Here is a 14,367-nt window from a genome sequence, read left to right on the forward strand (position 1 = left end):
CGAATCGATGGACTAGCCAGCATTCTTGGCTCGCGGTACGTCGCTAGCTCCCTGCTTCATCCAATCAGCACGTCCGAGCAGAAGGCTCAGCGCGAGAGTAAGGACGGAGAGAATAGCGATCTTCAGTAGGATCCCCTGAGTAGGCAGGAAGCGTCCGTCCAAAATCGTGCCGACCAGCACAGCGATAGTCGATATTATGGCCGCAAAGCTCAACCGAACCCATGGAAACAAACGGACTAATCCGGAATGACGATCGGCCCAGATCATAGTTAGGCCGGTACGGAAAAGCGCAAGAATAAAGCTCGCCGCAGCCACGCCCACGATACCAGCTGTATACATCGCTCCCCAGAATAGTGGGACAGCGACTACCAGGCTGATAAGTGCAATGACCATCAGGGGTGAAGTCTTCTTGGCATGATGCAGTCCGATCTCAGCGAAGTTGCGCAGGGCAATGGCCACCTGCGCGGCTGCGAGCCAGGGCAGCACGGCAGCAGCTGGCGCGTAAGCGTCGTCAGCGATGATCTGGACCGCCAATCCACTGAACAGACATATGGCAGTGCTGATGAGCAATAGCACGAGTGTAAACTGGAAGAAGATATTGGGCAGTTCGCGTTGGTCGCCGTCAGCCTGAAGCGCTTCCAGTTGCCGCACGCCCCAGATCTGTAGAAAGGGTGATGTCACAAAGAGGTTGATAAGGCTCGCAAGCCTAACACCAAGTCCGTAATAGCCGAGTGCCGCCGTCCCTTGCACAGGGCTAATGATGTACCTATCGAGAGATGCTATGACCGTGTCGAGCAGGATGGTCGGAACAAGAGGAGCACCGAACTTCGCCATCTCCACGAGCAACGGACGCGATACGCTGATCGAGGCTGTCCTGACCATATGAGTCAAAATGACTCCAACCACGATGGCACTGGCGCTGAAGGTCGAGATCACAATGCCGAATACGCCTAGGTCAAGCCAGACTACGATCCACAGGTTTAGGGCGATGAACAGAAAAGCCTTCAGCGCCGATATCGCTAGGTAGATGGCGGACTTCTTCAGAACCACGATGTAGTTGAGCTGCAGGTTGAACAGCGTTGAGGGGATGAGAGCCCAGATTGACCAGGTAAACAGCCAAGCTTCATTTGTGGAGCCGAAGAGAAGATCTGTTGCGAGGAGAGCAATAGGGTACGCGATAGCTGCGATGATCACTGACATCACTGCGAACATGGTCATGGCAGTCCACACCACGGCGTCCTTGCCGGCTTGGGTCTCCTGCTCGACATGCATCCGGATCAGTGCGCGGCCGAGACCCATTCCCAGCACCACAGAGATGAGATCCGTCACCAAGATTGTGCTGGCGTAGAGGCCAAACTCGACCGGCGCGAGGATATGGGTGTAAACAGGAAGGAGAACAAGGCCGGATGATCGGCTGATGAGGTTGGCGAGCCCATAGAGGCGACCGTGGCGGATGACGTTCTTGGTTTCGCTGCCGGCCATCACGCTGCCTCCTCGCGCTTCAAGACACGCTTTGCAAACGGTTTGGCCTTCACTACGGCTAATCTTAGCAGTTCCCCCCAGAGGCTTCTGGCAAAGAGCCAGATTTCGTCATGTTCGATTGTCTCTGACGTCCAATCGGTAAGGATATTCGGCTTTTGCAAACTGCCGCGGGAAGCATCAAAAGTGTCTATGCCGGAAGCGGACGCCGTCTGAATCGCCTCGGCTAACAGAAGTCTGCCGACACTGAGGTCATCGAGTTCAATCGGATGTGCGAAGTTATAATCGAGAAAGGTGCGGCCTACTCTGAACCCATAGCGGTAGCTCACCACACGATCGTTAATGGTATACAGAAGAACTTCAAGGCGCCTTGACGCTGCAAAGGCCAGAGACACTTCTCTGAAAAAATCGTAACGCTTCGAGGATGAAAAGATGCCGACGCCAGCCTTGCCCTTCCAGCTGACATCTTCGATAGTAGCTATGGTGCGCAGCAAATCCGGAACATGAGACGGTAGCGGCGTGAGGCGTTCAAATCCCGCTTGGCCAGTAGCAATCACCTTCTTGCGTGATCGTGATAGGCGCGTCCGCAAGGTTTTGGACAAAGATGCCTCTAATTTGCGAGGATCCGATACATTGAGGACAGGTGCCCGGCCGCAAAGCTTGACGTAAGGAGCACGCCACTCGGACTCTGCTCCCGTTGGTGTGCGGAAGCCAGCATGAGCTGGAAGTTCGCTCAGGATCGCGACGTCAGCGTCCGATCGCTTAGAATCGACGAGGGTATCGATAAGTGCTGCCCTAACATCAGTTCGGCCTTGCAGGACCGGAAGTCCAATGCGGTCGCTCAAGGGATAGCCAAGAGGACGCAGGGTGCGCACGGGCAGACCCGCAATACTCTCGCGTCCCACAGTCATAGGGAAACAGGCTACCAATATGCCTCTCTCGAATACCGTGACAGTCCGAACCTCACGACCAGCAGGCACTAGAAACTTCGCTGCGGCGCGAATCCACGACCATTCGTTGAAGAGGGTCGTCCCCGAGCAGTCGGACAAGAGCCGAGCATAGTCATCCTCAAGGCGATCAAGGGCCTCGACGCCCTGATGCCACGAAACCTGCAAGGTCATGTCGTTGCCTCGCTCAATTGTGGCATATTCTCCTCAGGCTTTCTGTCGAGGCGCTTCTTGAATTCATACGCACGTGCCAGCATGCGTGGCCCAACGGCCTGCCTAAAAGCATAATAACTTCGTACCGTCTCAAGCTGCGTAGCCCAACCTGTCTTGTAGTCGCCATGAGACGTGATGAAATCCAGATCTACAGTATGCACCGCCGGATTTTCCATTGCATTCTGAATGATGGCTGAGAAAGCAAAGCGGCCCGCACCAGCCTGGGCTCCAGCCTCTGCGAAGGCTGTCTTCAAGGCATAGAGGACACCGTGTTCGATGATCCCAAAGATGAAGGCAACGGGCATCTCTCCATCAAAGGCGCAGGAAGCATGAAGTGTGCCCTGAGCTGCAGCTTCGTGAAGTACCCCCTGCCAGAATTTCCACTCCGGCTCTATGGAGATGATCGACGTTCCTTCTCGGAAAGCCCAGCTGTTATGCGCCACGGCCGCGATCGCGGCGACGAAATCGCCGGCGGAAGCGAAATCTTGAGGGTAGTTACGGATGCTAAGCAGTTGATCCTGGTGTCCTCTCTTTCTTTGCTTCCTGAACTTGCGCGAGCGCTCCTTCAGATAGTCGTCCCATCTCATCGTGGTAGCTACGCGAGGAAGCGTATAGCTAACCCGCTCCGCTGCATCCATAACGATTGAACTGGATTTAATGCTGCGCAGAAGTGGGTCATTGTCGTGGACTCTCTCCGGATCGAGCCACCACCATCTCAGCCGGTTTAGATCCTTGAGCATTGCTACAGCGGCCTCGTCCTGACGACGCGCTAGAATGACCTGTGTGCGCTTTGACATGGGGTTTCCAGCCAAGCTCAGGTATGGAGCGGAGAATAGCTGGAAGCTCCTTCTCTCCCGGATCCAAGCAGCGCAGCCAAGAACGCCGTCACTGTCATACATCAGGCGAAAAGCCATTTCCCGATCCTGTCCCACTGTTTTCAGCCAATGCTTCAGCCAGAAATGTCGGGCATGGATGCTCGCGTACGGAGTTTGAGCGACCGCAGAGTCCCAATCCTGGGCGCAGGCTTCGAACTCTTTGAGCGAAGTAATGCTTCGTACCGTAATCGGACCGCTCATAGTGCAGTTCCCAGGGTGCGCCGAAGCCGCGCGAAAAGTCCGTGGCCCGTTAGTTGGGGAGCAATGAGCAGGATTCGCTCAGTCGGCAATCCGTCCATATAGCGCTCATAATTCTTCTTATACTGCGGAACGAAGAACCATTCCGCCCACCCGACCATATGACCCAGGAGAGAACCGATATCGCGTATGAGGAGAACCTGTATTCCAGTCGTGATATAGTTGAGCTTCTTCAACCCTCCGTCGACCTTGATGATTTTCCGGATTCCTGCTGCCCAGGCATAAGTTGCGAACAGCACTAGTCCTGCGAGGGCGAAATACGAGGAAACAAAACCGAGTACCATCAAAAGAGATAGCGTCGTGTAGATGCCTACCAGTTGGATCACATGCTTCGAGAGGAAATGCATCTGACCATTGCCACGACCATATAGGTAGAGCTGACGGAAGAGTTCACGCGGAGAGCGACGCACATGGTGCCAAAGTCTCGCGTCGATGGCGATCATGCCTTTACCGCCTATGGCATAGACCTTCCGGCTGAACATCTTGTCCTGTCCCTTGGCGAGCCACTCGGGCTGTTCGCCAGCGGCGAGCCAGATCCGACGGGTAAAGGCCGTGCAGAGACCGCCGGGAAAAACAATTGGAGGAAGGATCTTTTGAATCTCCTCCCTGCTCATTCTATTCAGGGTATAGTCTTCGAAATAGTGGATCGCCGCGACACAGTGCTCAAAATCTGTCGTCGCGCGCATTCGAAAAAGTCCACCGACGATATCCATCGTCTCGTCTTCCTCGAAAGGCTGGACGATCTTCTCTATATAATCGGGTTCGATCGTGTTGCCAAAGTCGCAAAGCACGATGACATCGCAATCTGTCGCGCGGACCGCTGCATTGCGCCCCCCACCGCACCAGATGGTGGGATTCTGCACCACGCGGATTGGAACGCCACGATCACCGTAAGTAAAGATGGATGAAATGCAGCCATCCGTCGACATTGCATCCGCAATGATGATTTCGTCTGGTAGGCGGGTGGAAGCGAAGACGGAATCCATCGTCTCCTTGACTGATCGCTCCTCATTGCGGATCGGCATGACGAGAGCGACACGCTTGCGGGTGAGGCTGTTCATAAAGAGCACCTTAGCTTCTTTCTATGGACCAGAGTGTATGAAGATCATTCTTTGGAAGATTCTCGAGCCAACCGACGACGGGAGCCCTAAGGATTCGCTCGACCTCGTCTGCTGACGTAGGACGGCTATCGAAGAACTCGCGTACAAAGGCGACGGAAACTGCGAGAACGGCACTCAGGAGCGCTGCGCCTATGATCAGGAAGAGTCTTGGCATCCACGGTTGTGGGGGCACTCTTGCCTGTTCGACAACTCGAACATTGACCACATCGGAGTCGGCGTGCCCGTTGATTGTCGCTTCACCATACTTGTTGATAAAGTCGAGATAGGTCTTTCGCTCGCTTTCCAAAATCATTTCCAGATCCGCGAGAGTTGACTCATTCTCTTCAAGCTTCTTGAGCTTGTCTTCGGTATCACTAATCCTGCTCTCGACGGCAGAGATTACGTCCTTTGTAACCGTGACCTCAGGATGCTGCTGATCATAGCGGCGCAGAAGGCGACTGAGATCGTTAGAAGCTGTTAGAAGCTGGCTGCGGAGCGTTCCAAGCTCGCGCGTATACTCTTCACGGGATGCGGAAACTGCAAAGAGCGATGCATTTGTCTTGAAAGCTAGTACGTCCTCACGCCTTTTTTTGTAGCTAGCCTCGGCAGCGTTCATACTGTCGCGATAGAACTCGGCCAGACCTAAAGTCGAGTAGATTTTTAGGTGTGCCTTAACGTATTGAGTTGAGATCTCATTCACGATCTCTGCTGCCAGTTTAGGATCGTCAAGAGTGATCGAGATCGTAAGAATGTTGGAGTTCACAACGGGCTTAACCGTAGCCAACTTCATCAAAGACAGAATCCAAGAATCTCTCTCGTCAACATCAGGCAGAAGGCCGAGTGCAACCAGAGCTCGGTTTGCACCTCTTCGAACCGTGGATATGAGAGACTGCTTCTGCGGACGCTCCGGCAATCGAAGGCTATCAACGACGGCAGCCAACACGGTCCGTGAACTGGCAATGCTGCGCGCCGTGTTCATGACCTCCGCCATTTCAAGACCGGGCAGGATGTCCGCCCGCATGATAGGCGAACGGTTTCGCTCAACGAGCAGGTTCGCCTCCGCCTCGTAAGAGGGCGGAATTAGGTACAGCAGAGCTGTAGCCAGAAGGAAGAGAGAGACGAACATGCCTAGGATCGTCTTTTTCCGACGAAACATGAACGTCCACATGGTGGATGACGTGGGCACGCTCGGACGATTGAATGTTGAGTCGATGGTGGTCCAATGTTTGTTCATGATCTCCCCTTGCTAAGGAAGGCCGGAACCGCAAAGGACCGCCTGTTGAGGATCGCACCGGCAACCGGCATCTGGAGGATGTCGAGCTCCTTGCGCGCGCCTTGGAGCGTCTCTGCAGGTGTACTTGACATATCCACGACTACGTAGGTCTGGTCGAGGCATGTACTCCAAAAAGGTGAAAGCTGCGTCTGCAGTGAGCCCAAATCGATGAGTACGACTTGGTAGCGTTGCATGATAGCGAGTTTTAATTCGGACCAACGCTTGTCCCATATGGAGGCTGCTATCTGGTCCGCGTCTATGGAGAGCAGATCGAGATTGGGAGATGAACAAGGAACAAGCCATTCCCTAAAGCTCGCGAGTTGGAGTTGCGCAAGGTCATCTGCGCTGAGAATGTGACGCTCTACCCCGATGAGATCGGAGATCGGGCGCCCTGCACTGGCATCGATCAAAAGTACCCTGGATGCCTCGGCTAGAATGCGGGCTAACCCAATGGCGATCGTGGATACTCCCTCATGCGGGAGCGTCGATATTAACCCCACGACTACCCCGCTCTTGCCATTGATATTGGCTGCTTGGATATCCCGGCAGATGCGACGCAATGACTGCGGTATTGTTCCAGATTGCAGCATCCTACCTCCTACCCGGGGATGAACTATTGCCGGCGACGTTTGACTCCTGTGGCAGAAATGCGGTCTCAGCCAGACTGGAAGAACCTGTGGCCAGGACGTCGTTCTTAGTCGAGGCCTCCATCACACGCTCCACGATTAGAACATCGCTAGGGCTAATCTGCATGTTTTCTGATGCCAGGATTGGTTCGGGTTTATTCTTGCGCACAATGCTGAGCCGACGGCGAACCTCACCCTGACCGGTAAGGCTCCCGGGTGTAGATATACCGCGCATGTTGAGCAGTTCGACGGCACTGATGAGCTGCCGATTGATCACGACGAGTTCCGTCTCCGTATCCACGAGTTGCTCGGCAATCTTGACCCGGGCCGCCTCAGACGTCTGTCGAATGAGCAAGTCGATACCTGCGAGACTCTGACTGGCTTGGGAAATCATGGATATGCCGCTATTGATGCGCATCTCAGTGTCCGCGGAGATGCGCTCCAGTTCGAGCACACGGGTGCTAGCGGTCAGTCCGCGCTCCTTCAGGTCTCGGATGTTTCGGAGCTCGGAGTCGATGATGACCTTGAGACGCTTTGTCGCCTCAAGCTGCTCTTCGAGTGCGGCCCGCCCCTTGACCACCTCCTCGGCCTGCCTGCGTAAAAGCCGAACCCGCTGCTCCTCCTCAAATACCCGAGAGCGTTTCAGATGCATCTCTGAAGCTTTGATTTGCTCCAGGCGGTCTTTGCCGATCATTGCTTCGAGTTCCGCAGGGGTGTCGAACGAGGCCTTTCCGTCTCTTTCCGCTAAGAGGCGTGCGCGCTTTATGGATTGGGAGGCGTATTTCTCACGATAGACAGCGAGGTCAAGTTTCTGCTTCTCCACTTCCTGCGCCGTGCTGTCTCCTTCGGTGGTGCCCAATGGTGGTGGATATCCGCCTGCAAGCGCAATGAGTTGGAGTACGGTTAGACCGGGTGTATACAGCTGACGACCAGGATTGCGGACGTCTCCCATGATATAAACCGGGCTGTATTGTACAACCTCAACAGTGATACTGGGATTTGCATGGTGGAGATCCGACAGCGCTTGCTTGGACACATCGCGCAACTGAGTTGGGGTAAGACCCGCAGTCTTGATTTCGCCAACTCCTGGAACCGACACGAACCCGTTCGCACCTACCTTGTATGAACCTGATATGTCGGGCTCCTTGAACACTGTTATCTTGACCTCGTCTCCAATCTGGAGAACGTATGATTGCTCCTCAGCCTGAGCCACTCGCCCCATTGTCGCGGATAGGGCCAAAAGGATGAGAAGGCTGCGCTTCGCGAATATGACGATACTAGCCATGATCATCCTCAAGTAAGTTCGTTGGGCCGAGTTCGGTGGGCATCTTGCTCTGACGGCTCCACGTGTATCGGCGTGTCTCGTTCTTGTGGCTCGCGACCTGAGCGTAGCAGGCTAAAAGCTGAGGAACTTGACGATCCCAGGAGAGTGTGTCAGCAACTCGTTCCCGCGCCGCACTTCCCATCTGCTCCATCTTCTCCTTGTCCGCGAGAAGAGTGATGATCTTTTCAGCAAAATCGATCGGGTCGTCTGGGGCCGCTCCCACCGATGCTTCGCCGGCTGTGAAGCGGCCCTCAGCAAGGTCGACCTGAACAATGGGCTTTCCCAAAGCCATGTACTCAACAATTTTGTTCATGGAAGAGAGATCGTTGAACGGGGTCGCGAGATCTGGATTCACGCAGATATCGCAACTCGAGAGGATCCGGATGAGATCGTGGTCTGATACCCGACCTGTGAACTCTACCCAAGGATCGACTCGACGGGTCATCGCCTCCGACTGCAAGGCTTGGAGCTCGGAGCCGTCACCGATAAGAACAAAGCGGATGTCCCGTCGACCGAGTTTATGTACTATATAAGCTATGCTTGCGAGCAGGTTCGACAGGCCTTCCTGTGGACCCATAACTCCCACGTAACCAACGAGATGGGACCCGCCGGCCCGAAGCGATGGATCCAGACCCGCGGGCTGCCACAGTTTCAGATCGGGTGCGCTTCGTACCACGTGAACACGGTCCGGATGCATGCCTCCCCGTCGGATCGCAACGGATTTGTATGACTCGTTGGTAGCGATGGAGGCGTCTGCTAAACGAAACGTTGCGCGTTCGAGGAAGCGTAAAGCGCGCTGGATGGCGGCTTGCTTGCGTCCTAGCCCAAACTTTGAAACTGCAAGCTCGGGACAGAGATCGTGGTGGTCGAAGATGAACTTCACCCCAAGCAACTTGAATGGTGCGGCGACCAGAAATATGAGGTCGGGGGGATTGCAGGCATGTATGATCCTGAAACCACGCGTCAGGTAGATGCGTGCGGCGAGAAAAAGCTGCCAGAAGAAGGCGATGCCATATTCAAACGGATATCCGATGGCGCTCCGCGCCTCGGGCAGTGAATGCCTGTAGATCTCGATCTCGTCGATTGTCTCGCGGGAAGCCGTGTACTTACCGCGTTTTGGGCAAATGATTGCGACATTCCATCCTGCCGCCGTGAGGGCCTTCGCTTCCTGCCAAACGCGCCTGTCGAAAGGAACCGGGAGATTCTCCACGATCATCAAGACCCCGCGGTCCTTCTTAGCACGCCGCAGGACTGACGAGTACACTTCGATAACTCGATCAGCGACCTTTCCAATCTCCAGCTCGGCTACAGCCTCACGCCGGCTGCCGTCCCGATTGTCAGCGAGCACCGCCGAAATCGCGGCTGCGATAGATTCTGGATCAGTGCCGCAGATGGCTGTGCCAGGAACGCCATCAAGCCTGTCCCGCACATCACCAGTGTCGGAAGCGACGATCTTCATATTGCAGGCCATAGCCTCTTTGACAGCATTTGGTGATCCCTCCCAGAATGAAGGGAGAACCAGCAGATCAGCGGCGTTCATGTAAAGAGGAATCCTGTGCTGTGATTCGCCCGCAATGGTCAGGATCTCAATGGTTCTGTCAGGCGAGTTCACATGCAATCGACGTACGGCCTCCTTCAGAGAGGCGAAGTTTTTGCGAGGTCGGTTAGAAGCATAGGGAAAGAGAATGTATGTGCGTTCAGGGTCGAGCTCCAACTCCTCGCGACACGCCTGTTTGTCGAGGGGGCGGAACATATCCATGTCGACCCCGTTGGAGATGACCTTGGCGATCGGGCGCGGAAGCAAGGTGTTCATCGCCTTGGACTTCACGATCGACGCATCGACGAAATAAGACAGATGCCTATGGATCCAGGCTAGGGGACGACTAGTCAACCGAGCTCGCCCCTTCGCATCGGAATGACCGTAGAGATCATCCCCACAGAACGAAACGACGACCGGAACGGAGAACTGAAAGCGCGCAACCAGGCCGCTCAATCCATAGTGGGCGTGGATGAGGTCATATCTGCACTCACGCAGCATCCTGCGCATTCTGCCGATTGCCTTCACGTACTCGAGCTTGCTGCTATAGCCGTTGATGACCAAGACATCGATGTCCACGCCAGCCTTGCGTAGGCTCTCTACCTGCGACTGTACGAAAGATCCCCATCCGGGGCGCTTTTCACTCGGGTACATGTTCGTTATGGCAAGGACACGCATGGTGGACTTACCTCTGCAGAAGGCGCGAGAAACGCGCCTCTTCGAGTTTGAAAACGAAACCCTCGAACCCTAGCATCTCGTTCACGCCCTGCCGTGGCAGATCGAGATATGACGATGACTTAGTCAAAATGCCACGGCGAGACGTTCCGGCAGAGACATAGCCGAGCTCGCCTGCCACGTTGATCGCTGCTTCATCGACGTTGTTCGAAACATGTCCGTTAGGGTATGCTAAATGATCAACGGCGTTATCCAGCGCGGCCTCGAGATCGGCTTTGGAGCGTGACAGCTCATCGTACACCACCCGCCTTTCGAGACCTGCGAGCACGCGGTGCGTCGCTGTATGGGCGCCAATCGTCATCCCAGCTTGATGAAGTTCCCGTAGGTCGTCGACCGTCATCATGAAGTCGCTTGGCAGCTCCATGGGAGGCATGGCCGGGAAGAGGCGCTCAAGCTCTGAGAAATAGTTCTGGCGTACACTGCATCTGGCGTTGTCCACGAGGGTCGCCAGCGCGGCAAAGCAGGCGTCACGAGAGGCTCCTGTCGTTGTTGTCCCGGTCAGCGCTTGGCATGCCTTGGACAAATGGGCATCGGATGCGGTTGCTACCGCGCGATACAGCCAGCCGACCCAGAAGCCACCCTTGCCGAGAACTGAGTCCGATGTGACAAAGAAGGTTGCAGTAAGGCCATACCGGGCGAGGATAGGCAGCGCTTCAGTTGCGTTGTCGAGATAGCCATCGTCGAAAGTGATCGCGACACTCCCTTTCGGAAGCTCCCTTCGCGCAAAACGTGTCAGTAATTCACCAAGTGGAAAAACGATGTAGTTTCGAGCCAGAAAGCTCATTTGCCGCTCGAAGAGTTCTGGACTGACCGCGATCGTCGGAGAGCAGTAGTTTGCGGAAGCACTCACGGAGTGATAGCGAAGGATTGTGGCGCATTCCTCGGGAGCAGGCATTCTTCTGGCAAGAGCAACAACGCCGGACCGGACGAGAACTTTCTTGACCGCATGCGAGAACGTGCTTTTCGACGGGGCCTTTCTACGTTCGTCAGGCTGCGGGGACACGTCTCTTGCAAGGAGTTGCGTCAAGGGAGAGCGTTCATCAATCACCAGTTCGTCAGCCTCGCGACATTGCTGCATCGAGCTTACTCTCATGACTCAAACGCCTGACGTGATTTGTGTGAAAGCCGTTCCAGCGGATGTAGTATGCATTCGGCCGGAGCTGACCGGTGTAGCCTGGTACCCGCGCGTCTGTGCAGAATGCTTTTTCTGGAGATCCCGCCAGATCCTGCCGGTAGTTGCACGAGAAAGCCCTAGGGTCGCAGCGACCTTGCGAACGGACCACTGACCTCCACCGGGAGGTATGTCTCCCATGACCTCACTTATTTGGATTGCAATTGTCTCATGCTCGAGGCGGCGCGGCTTACCAGATCGTGGCCAATCCGTCAGTCCTTCAATACCTGCTTCCTGATAGCGACGGCGCCATTTACTTACGGTATGAACGGATACCTGGAATTCCGCAGCAACTTCATTATCCGTCAGCCCTGCAGCTGAGCGCAGAACGATGCCGGCCCGCCGAACTTTCAGTTCCTCAGGGCCGCCGCTTCCGAGTGCTGCGACGAGCAGACTTTTTTCGCTTTCTTCCAACGTGAGCTTTATAGCACGCATCAGCTTCTCCGTGTCCTCGGCGCAGTCCATCGCCTGGCAAAAGAAAGGTGTGTTGTTTGTAGGTTTAGCCTTGCGATGCTCACGAGACTGCCCGAAGCAACTACTCGTATTTATTATTTAGATATACACAGTGTTGGCTGCATAAATGCTTTCGTCTCGTAAGTACGTTTACTCGACGACGTACAAATGCTACGTTTTATTCCTGTCCATCACAATACGGCTTATGTATTGGCGTGAGTATTTTTGGGAGTACTCATAAAGCTATGAGGGCCATATAGGAGGCAACGTGCCGCTGCGTGTCTTGCATGTCATCCATAACCTCAAGCGCGAAGGCGCTCAGACCATGGTCGTTAATCTCGCCACAGCGCTGGACCCAGAGTTTACCCAAGCGGTGATTTTTCCTTGGCGCGAGAGCGGTCCTTACGAGCACCGACTTAAACAGGCCAAGGTTCCTGTCATCCAGCCTGTATCAGGCACCGCCCCGCCCCTTAGAACGGTAGTTGCATTGCGGCGTGTAGTCAGGGAGGAGTCGATTGATGTGGTCCACGCCCATATGTCCGACAGTGCCATACTTGTAGCTCTTGCCCTTGCCGGTACAGATGTTCCCTTTGTGGTGACGCATCACAGCAACCGGCTCCTGCCGAAAGAGGGATGGGCAAAGCATTTTCTGCGGCGCATTTCATCGGCGTGGGCCTTACGACGTGCAGCCTTCAACATCGGCGTTACCCCCAATGTTGCGGATCAGCTGAAGGAGGAGTTCTCGCTTCCGCCGGACAAAGTGATCCACATCACAAACGGGGTAAGAATCCCGCCGCAGGCGGCAGTGGATGCGGCCCATACAGCCAGGCTTGAGAACGAAGAGCGCAAGAAGCCTTGGCCCCGCATCACCACTCTCGGACGGCTCGCTCCCGTAAAGCGGCAGGACATCGCAATCGATGCCATCCATTACCTACGCGATATCCTTCCCGAACTGAGTCTTCGCATCTTGGGTGAGGGGCCGCTCAAGCCGGAACTTGCCGACCAGATAGAACGGCGAGATCTCAGCTCTTTTGTGAACCTTCCGGGCCCTACTGACGATGTGGCGGATGCGCTCCGCAACACGGACATATACGTCTCCACATCGGCTTATGAGGGTCTGCCCGTCGCTGTTCTTGAAGCAATGAGTTGGAGTTTGCCTGTCATCGCGACGGAGGTGCCAGGGCATCGCGATGTCATCCACAATGGCGTCGACGGTTGCCTTGTTCCCTTCAATAATCCACAAGCCCTAGCACAAGAGATTTTGCGTTTGTGTACAGCCGCTACTGAAAGAGCGGGGCTCGGCCGCGCTGCTCGGGAAAGAGCCGTCAACGATTTTTCAGACACCAAGATGGCCGCTGAGTATTGCGAAACCTATCGCGCAGGCTTGAAGCTCAGCACACGCGGCAAGCTCATTGCCCTCACTCCCATTGGAAGGACACATCGTCGATGAGAAGCTCAATCGGACTGGGAGTGCTATTCGCCGTAATCCCGATTTGAAACCGGTCATACATGATGTCTCGCAAAACTATGCCCCATTTCTCGAAAGATTGAGAACTGGGCAGAGTAGGGCCGCGTCCCGTGTATATTCTCTTGTTATCAATCAGAATTTCTGAACTTCCGTTCTCATCGGCGCTGAGTCTCAGCCGCCACTCCAGATTGAACCAACGCCCACGGGGTAGAACCACGGACTCTTGTAGATCATTGCGCATGTCCGGTTGGCCAATTTTGCGGCGCTCCACGGATGGGCTGCCATCGCGATCCCGAAGTTTCAACCGGACACCAGGACTCTGGTTGGGATAGATCGAATCTCGAGGCCAGCACTCGCGGCACTCGATATCGATAAGAAAGAGATCCTTGAGATCAACATTCGGCGGTAAGAAGAACAAAGCCGCTATCCGCAGCTCCTGCCCAGAGCGAAGCTCGAATCCTTCTCTCTCGATATCGGACTTTGAGACTTTCTTTGTGGAGGGAACTGCAAAAAATCGAAGCGCACTTCCGCCAGAAGGAGCCGCCTCCGGAACGATCTCCGCCTTGTTCTGTGGAAATGTGTTCTGGTAGTGCGTCCACCGGGATTTGTCCTCTCTGAGGAGGTCGGTGAGCTTGGAAACTTCGAAGTCTTCCGAGAATTTGTAATGTTCTCTAGCTTCGAGCATGGGCACAGCTACCATCGTTAAAAGAATGGCTGCAAAACCTAGACTGCACCATCTCCATGCTGGACCCTGTCGCACTTCTGTCACGATCGGTCTCCTGATCAATTCCCCTGGCTTCGAGGGGCATTTGTGCGGACATCGAGACAGCCACATAGCCGGCCCAGCAATAGCGGTCCGCTAACGAAATAGATGTGAAAACACTGCGCGGATAAAGCCTCTCAAATGG

The 14,367-nt window shown here is 54.9% G+C and carries 12 protein-coding genes; 1 reads left to right on the forward strand and 11 read right to left on the reverse strand.

What is annotated here, in order from left to right:
* Nucleotides 1-12: 12 nt before the first annotated feature.
* From I2H36_RS15965 to I2H36_RS20525, 10 genes are read right to left on the reverse strand one after another with little or no spacing between them, the layout of a single operon-like run.
* Nucleotides 13-1,482 carry a lipopolysaccharide biosynthesis protein gene (locus I2H36_RS15965; RefSeq protein WP_196264901.1) on the reverse strand — a complete coding sequence of 490 codons (1,470 nt, stop codon included), beginning with the start codon at nt 1,480-1,482 and terminating at the stop codon, nt 13-15.
* Nucleotides 1,482-2,600 (reverse strand): GNAT family N-acetyltransferase, encoded by a 1,119-nt coding sequence (locus I2H36_RS15970; protein ID WP_196264902.1) that lies wholly within the window; start codon nt 2,598-2,600, stop codon nt 1,482-1,484. Before I2H36_RS15970 ends, I2H36_RS15965 begins: the two co-directional genes overlap by 1 nt.
* Entirely contained in the window at nt 2,597-3,715 is a 1,119-nt protein-coding gene (locus I2H36_RS15975; RefSeq protein WP_196264903.1) for a GNAT family N-acetyltransferase, read from the reverse strand. The genes I2H36_RS15970 and I2H36_RS15975 overlap by 4 nt, the downstream gene beginning before the upstream one ends.
* Nucleotides 3,712-4,833: a glycosyltransferase gene (locus I2H36_RS15980; protein ID WP_196264904.1), complete on the reverse strand. Its 1,122-nt coding sequence runs from the start codon at nt 4,831-4,833 to the stop codon at nt 3,712-3,714. Before I2H36_RS15980 ends, I2H36_RS15975 begins: the two co-directional genes overlap by 4 nt.
* Before the next feature lie 10 nt (nt 4,834-4,843).
* Nucleotides 4,844-6,106 carry a GumC family protein gene (locus tag I2H36_RS15985; protein WP_196264905.1) on the reverse strand — a complete coding sequence of 421 codons (1,263 nt, stop codon included), beginning with the start codon at nt 6,104-6,106 and terminating at the stop codon, nt 4,844-4,846.
* Complete coding sequence (locus tag I2H36_RS15990) at nt 6,103-6,735, reverse strand: tyrosine-protein kinase family protein (protein WP_196264906.1); 633 nt, start codon at nt 6,733-6,735, stop codon at nt 6,103-6,105. Before I2H36_RS15990 ends, I2H36_RS15985 begins: the two co-directional genes overlap by 4 nt.
* 1 nt (nt 6,736) lies before the next feature.
* Nucleotides 6,737-8,056, reverse strand: a complete 1,320-nt coding sequence (locus tag I2H36_RS15995; RefSeq protein ID WP_196264907.1) for a polysaccharide biosynthesis/export family protein — start codon at nt 8,054-8,056, stop codon at nt 6,737-6,739.
* Nucleotides 8,049-10,310, reverse strand: a complete 2,262-nt coding sequence (locus tag I2H36_RS16000; RefSeq protein WP_196264908.1) for a glycosyltransferase — start codon at nt 10,308-10,310, stop codon at nt 8,049-8,051. Before I2H36_RS16000 ends, I2H36_RS15995 begins: the two co-directional genes overlap by 8 nt.
* A gap of 7 nt (nt 10,311-10,317) precedes the next feature.
* Nucleotides 10,318-11,445, reverse strand: a complete 1,128-nt coding sequence (locus I2H36_RS16005; protein ID WP_196264909.1) for a polysaccharide deacetylase family protein — start codon at nt 11,443-11,445, stop codon at nt 10,318-10,320.
* 18 nt (nt 11,446-11,463) lie between these two features.
* Entirely contained in the window at nt 11,464-12,003 is a 540-nt protein-coding gene (locus I2H36_RS20525) for a helix-turn-helix domain-containing protein (RefSeq protein WP_425523316.1), read from the reverse strand.
* 256 nt (nt 12,004-12,259) lie between these two features.
* Here I2H36_RS20525 and I2H36_RS16015 point away from each other — a divergent pair, with 256 nt between their 5' ends.
* On the forward strand, nt 12,260-13,441 hold the full coding sequence (locus I2H36_RS16015; protein WP_196264911.1) for a glycosyltransferase: 1,182 nt from the start codon (nt 12,260-12,262) through the stop codon (nt 13,439-13,441).
* On the opposite strand, the gene I2H36_RS16020 is transcribed toward I2H36_RS16015, so the two are convergent.
* Nucleotides 13,410-14,228 carry a hypothetical protein gene (locus I2H36_RS16020; RefSeq protein ID WP_196264912.1) on the reverse strand — a complete coding sequence of 273 codons (819 nt, stop codon included), beginning with the start codon at nt 14,226-14,228 and terminating at the stop codon, nt 13,410-13,412. The two genes, I2H36_RS16015 and I2H36_RS16020, sit on opposite strands and share 32 nt — an antisense overlap.
* Nucleotides 14,229-14,367 lie beyond the last annotated feature (139 nt).

This window comes from Microvirga terrestris (assembly GCF_015694425.1).
Taxonomy (GTDB): domain Bacteria; phylum Pseudomonadota; class Alphaproteobacteria; order Rhizobiales; family Beijerinckiaceae; genus Microvirga; species Microvirga terrestris.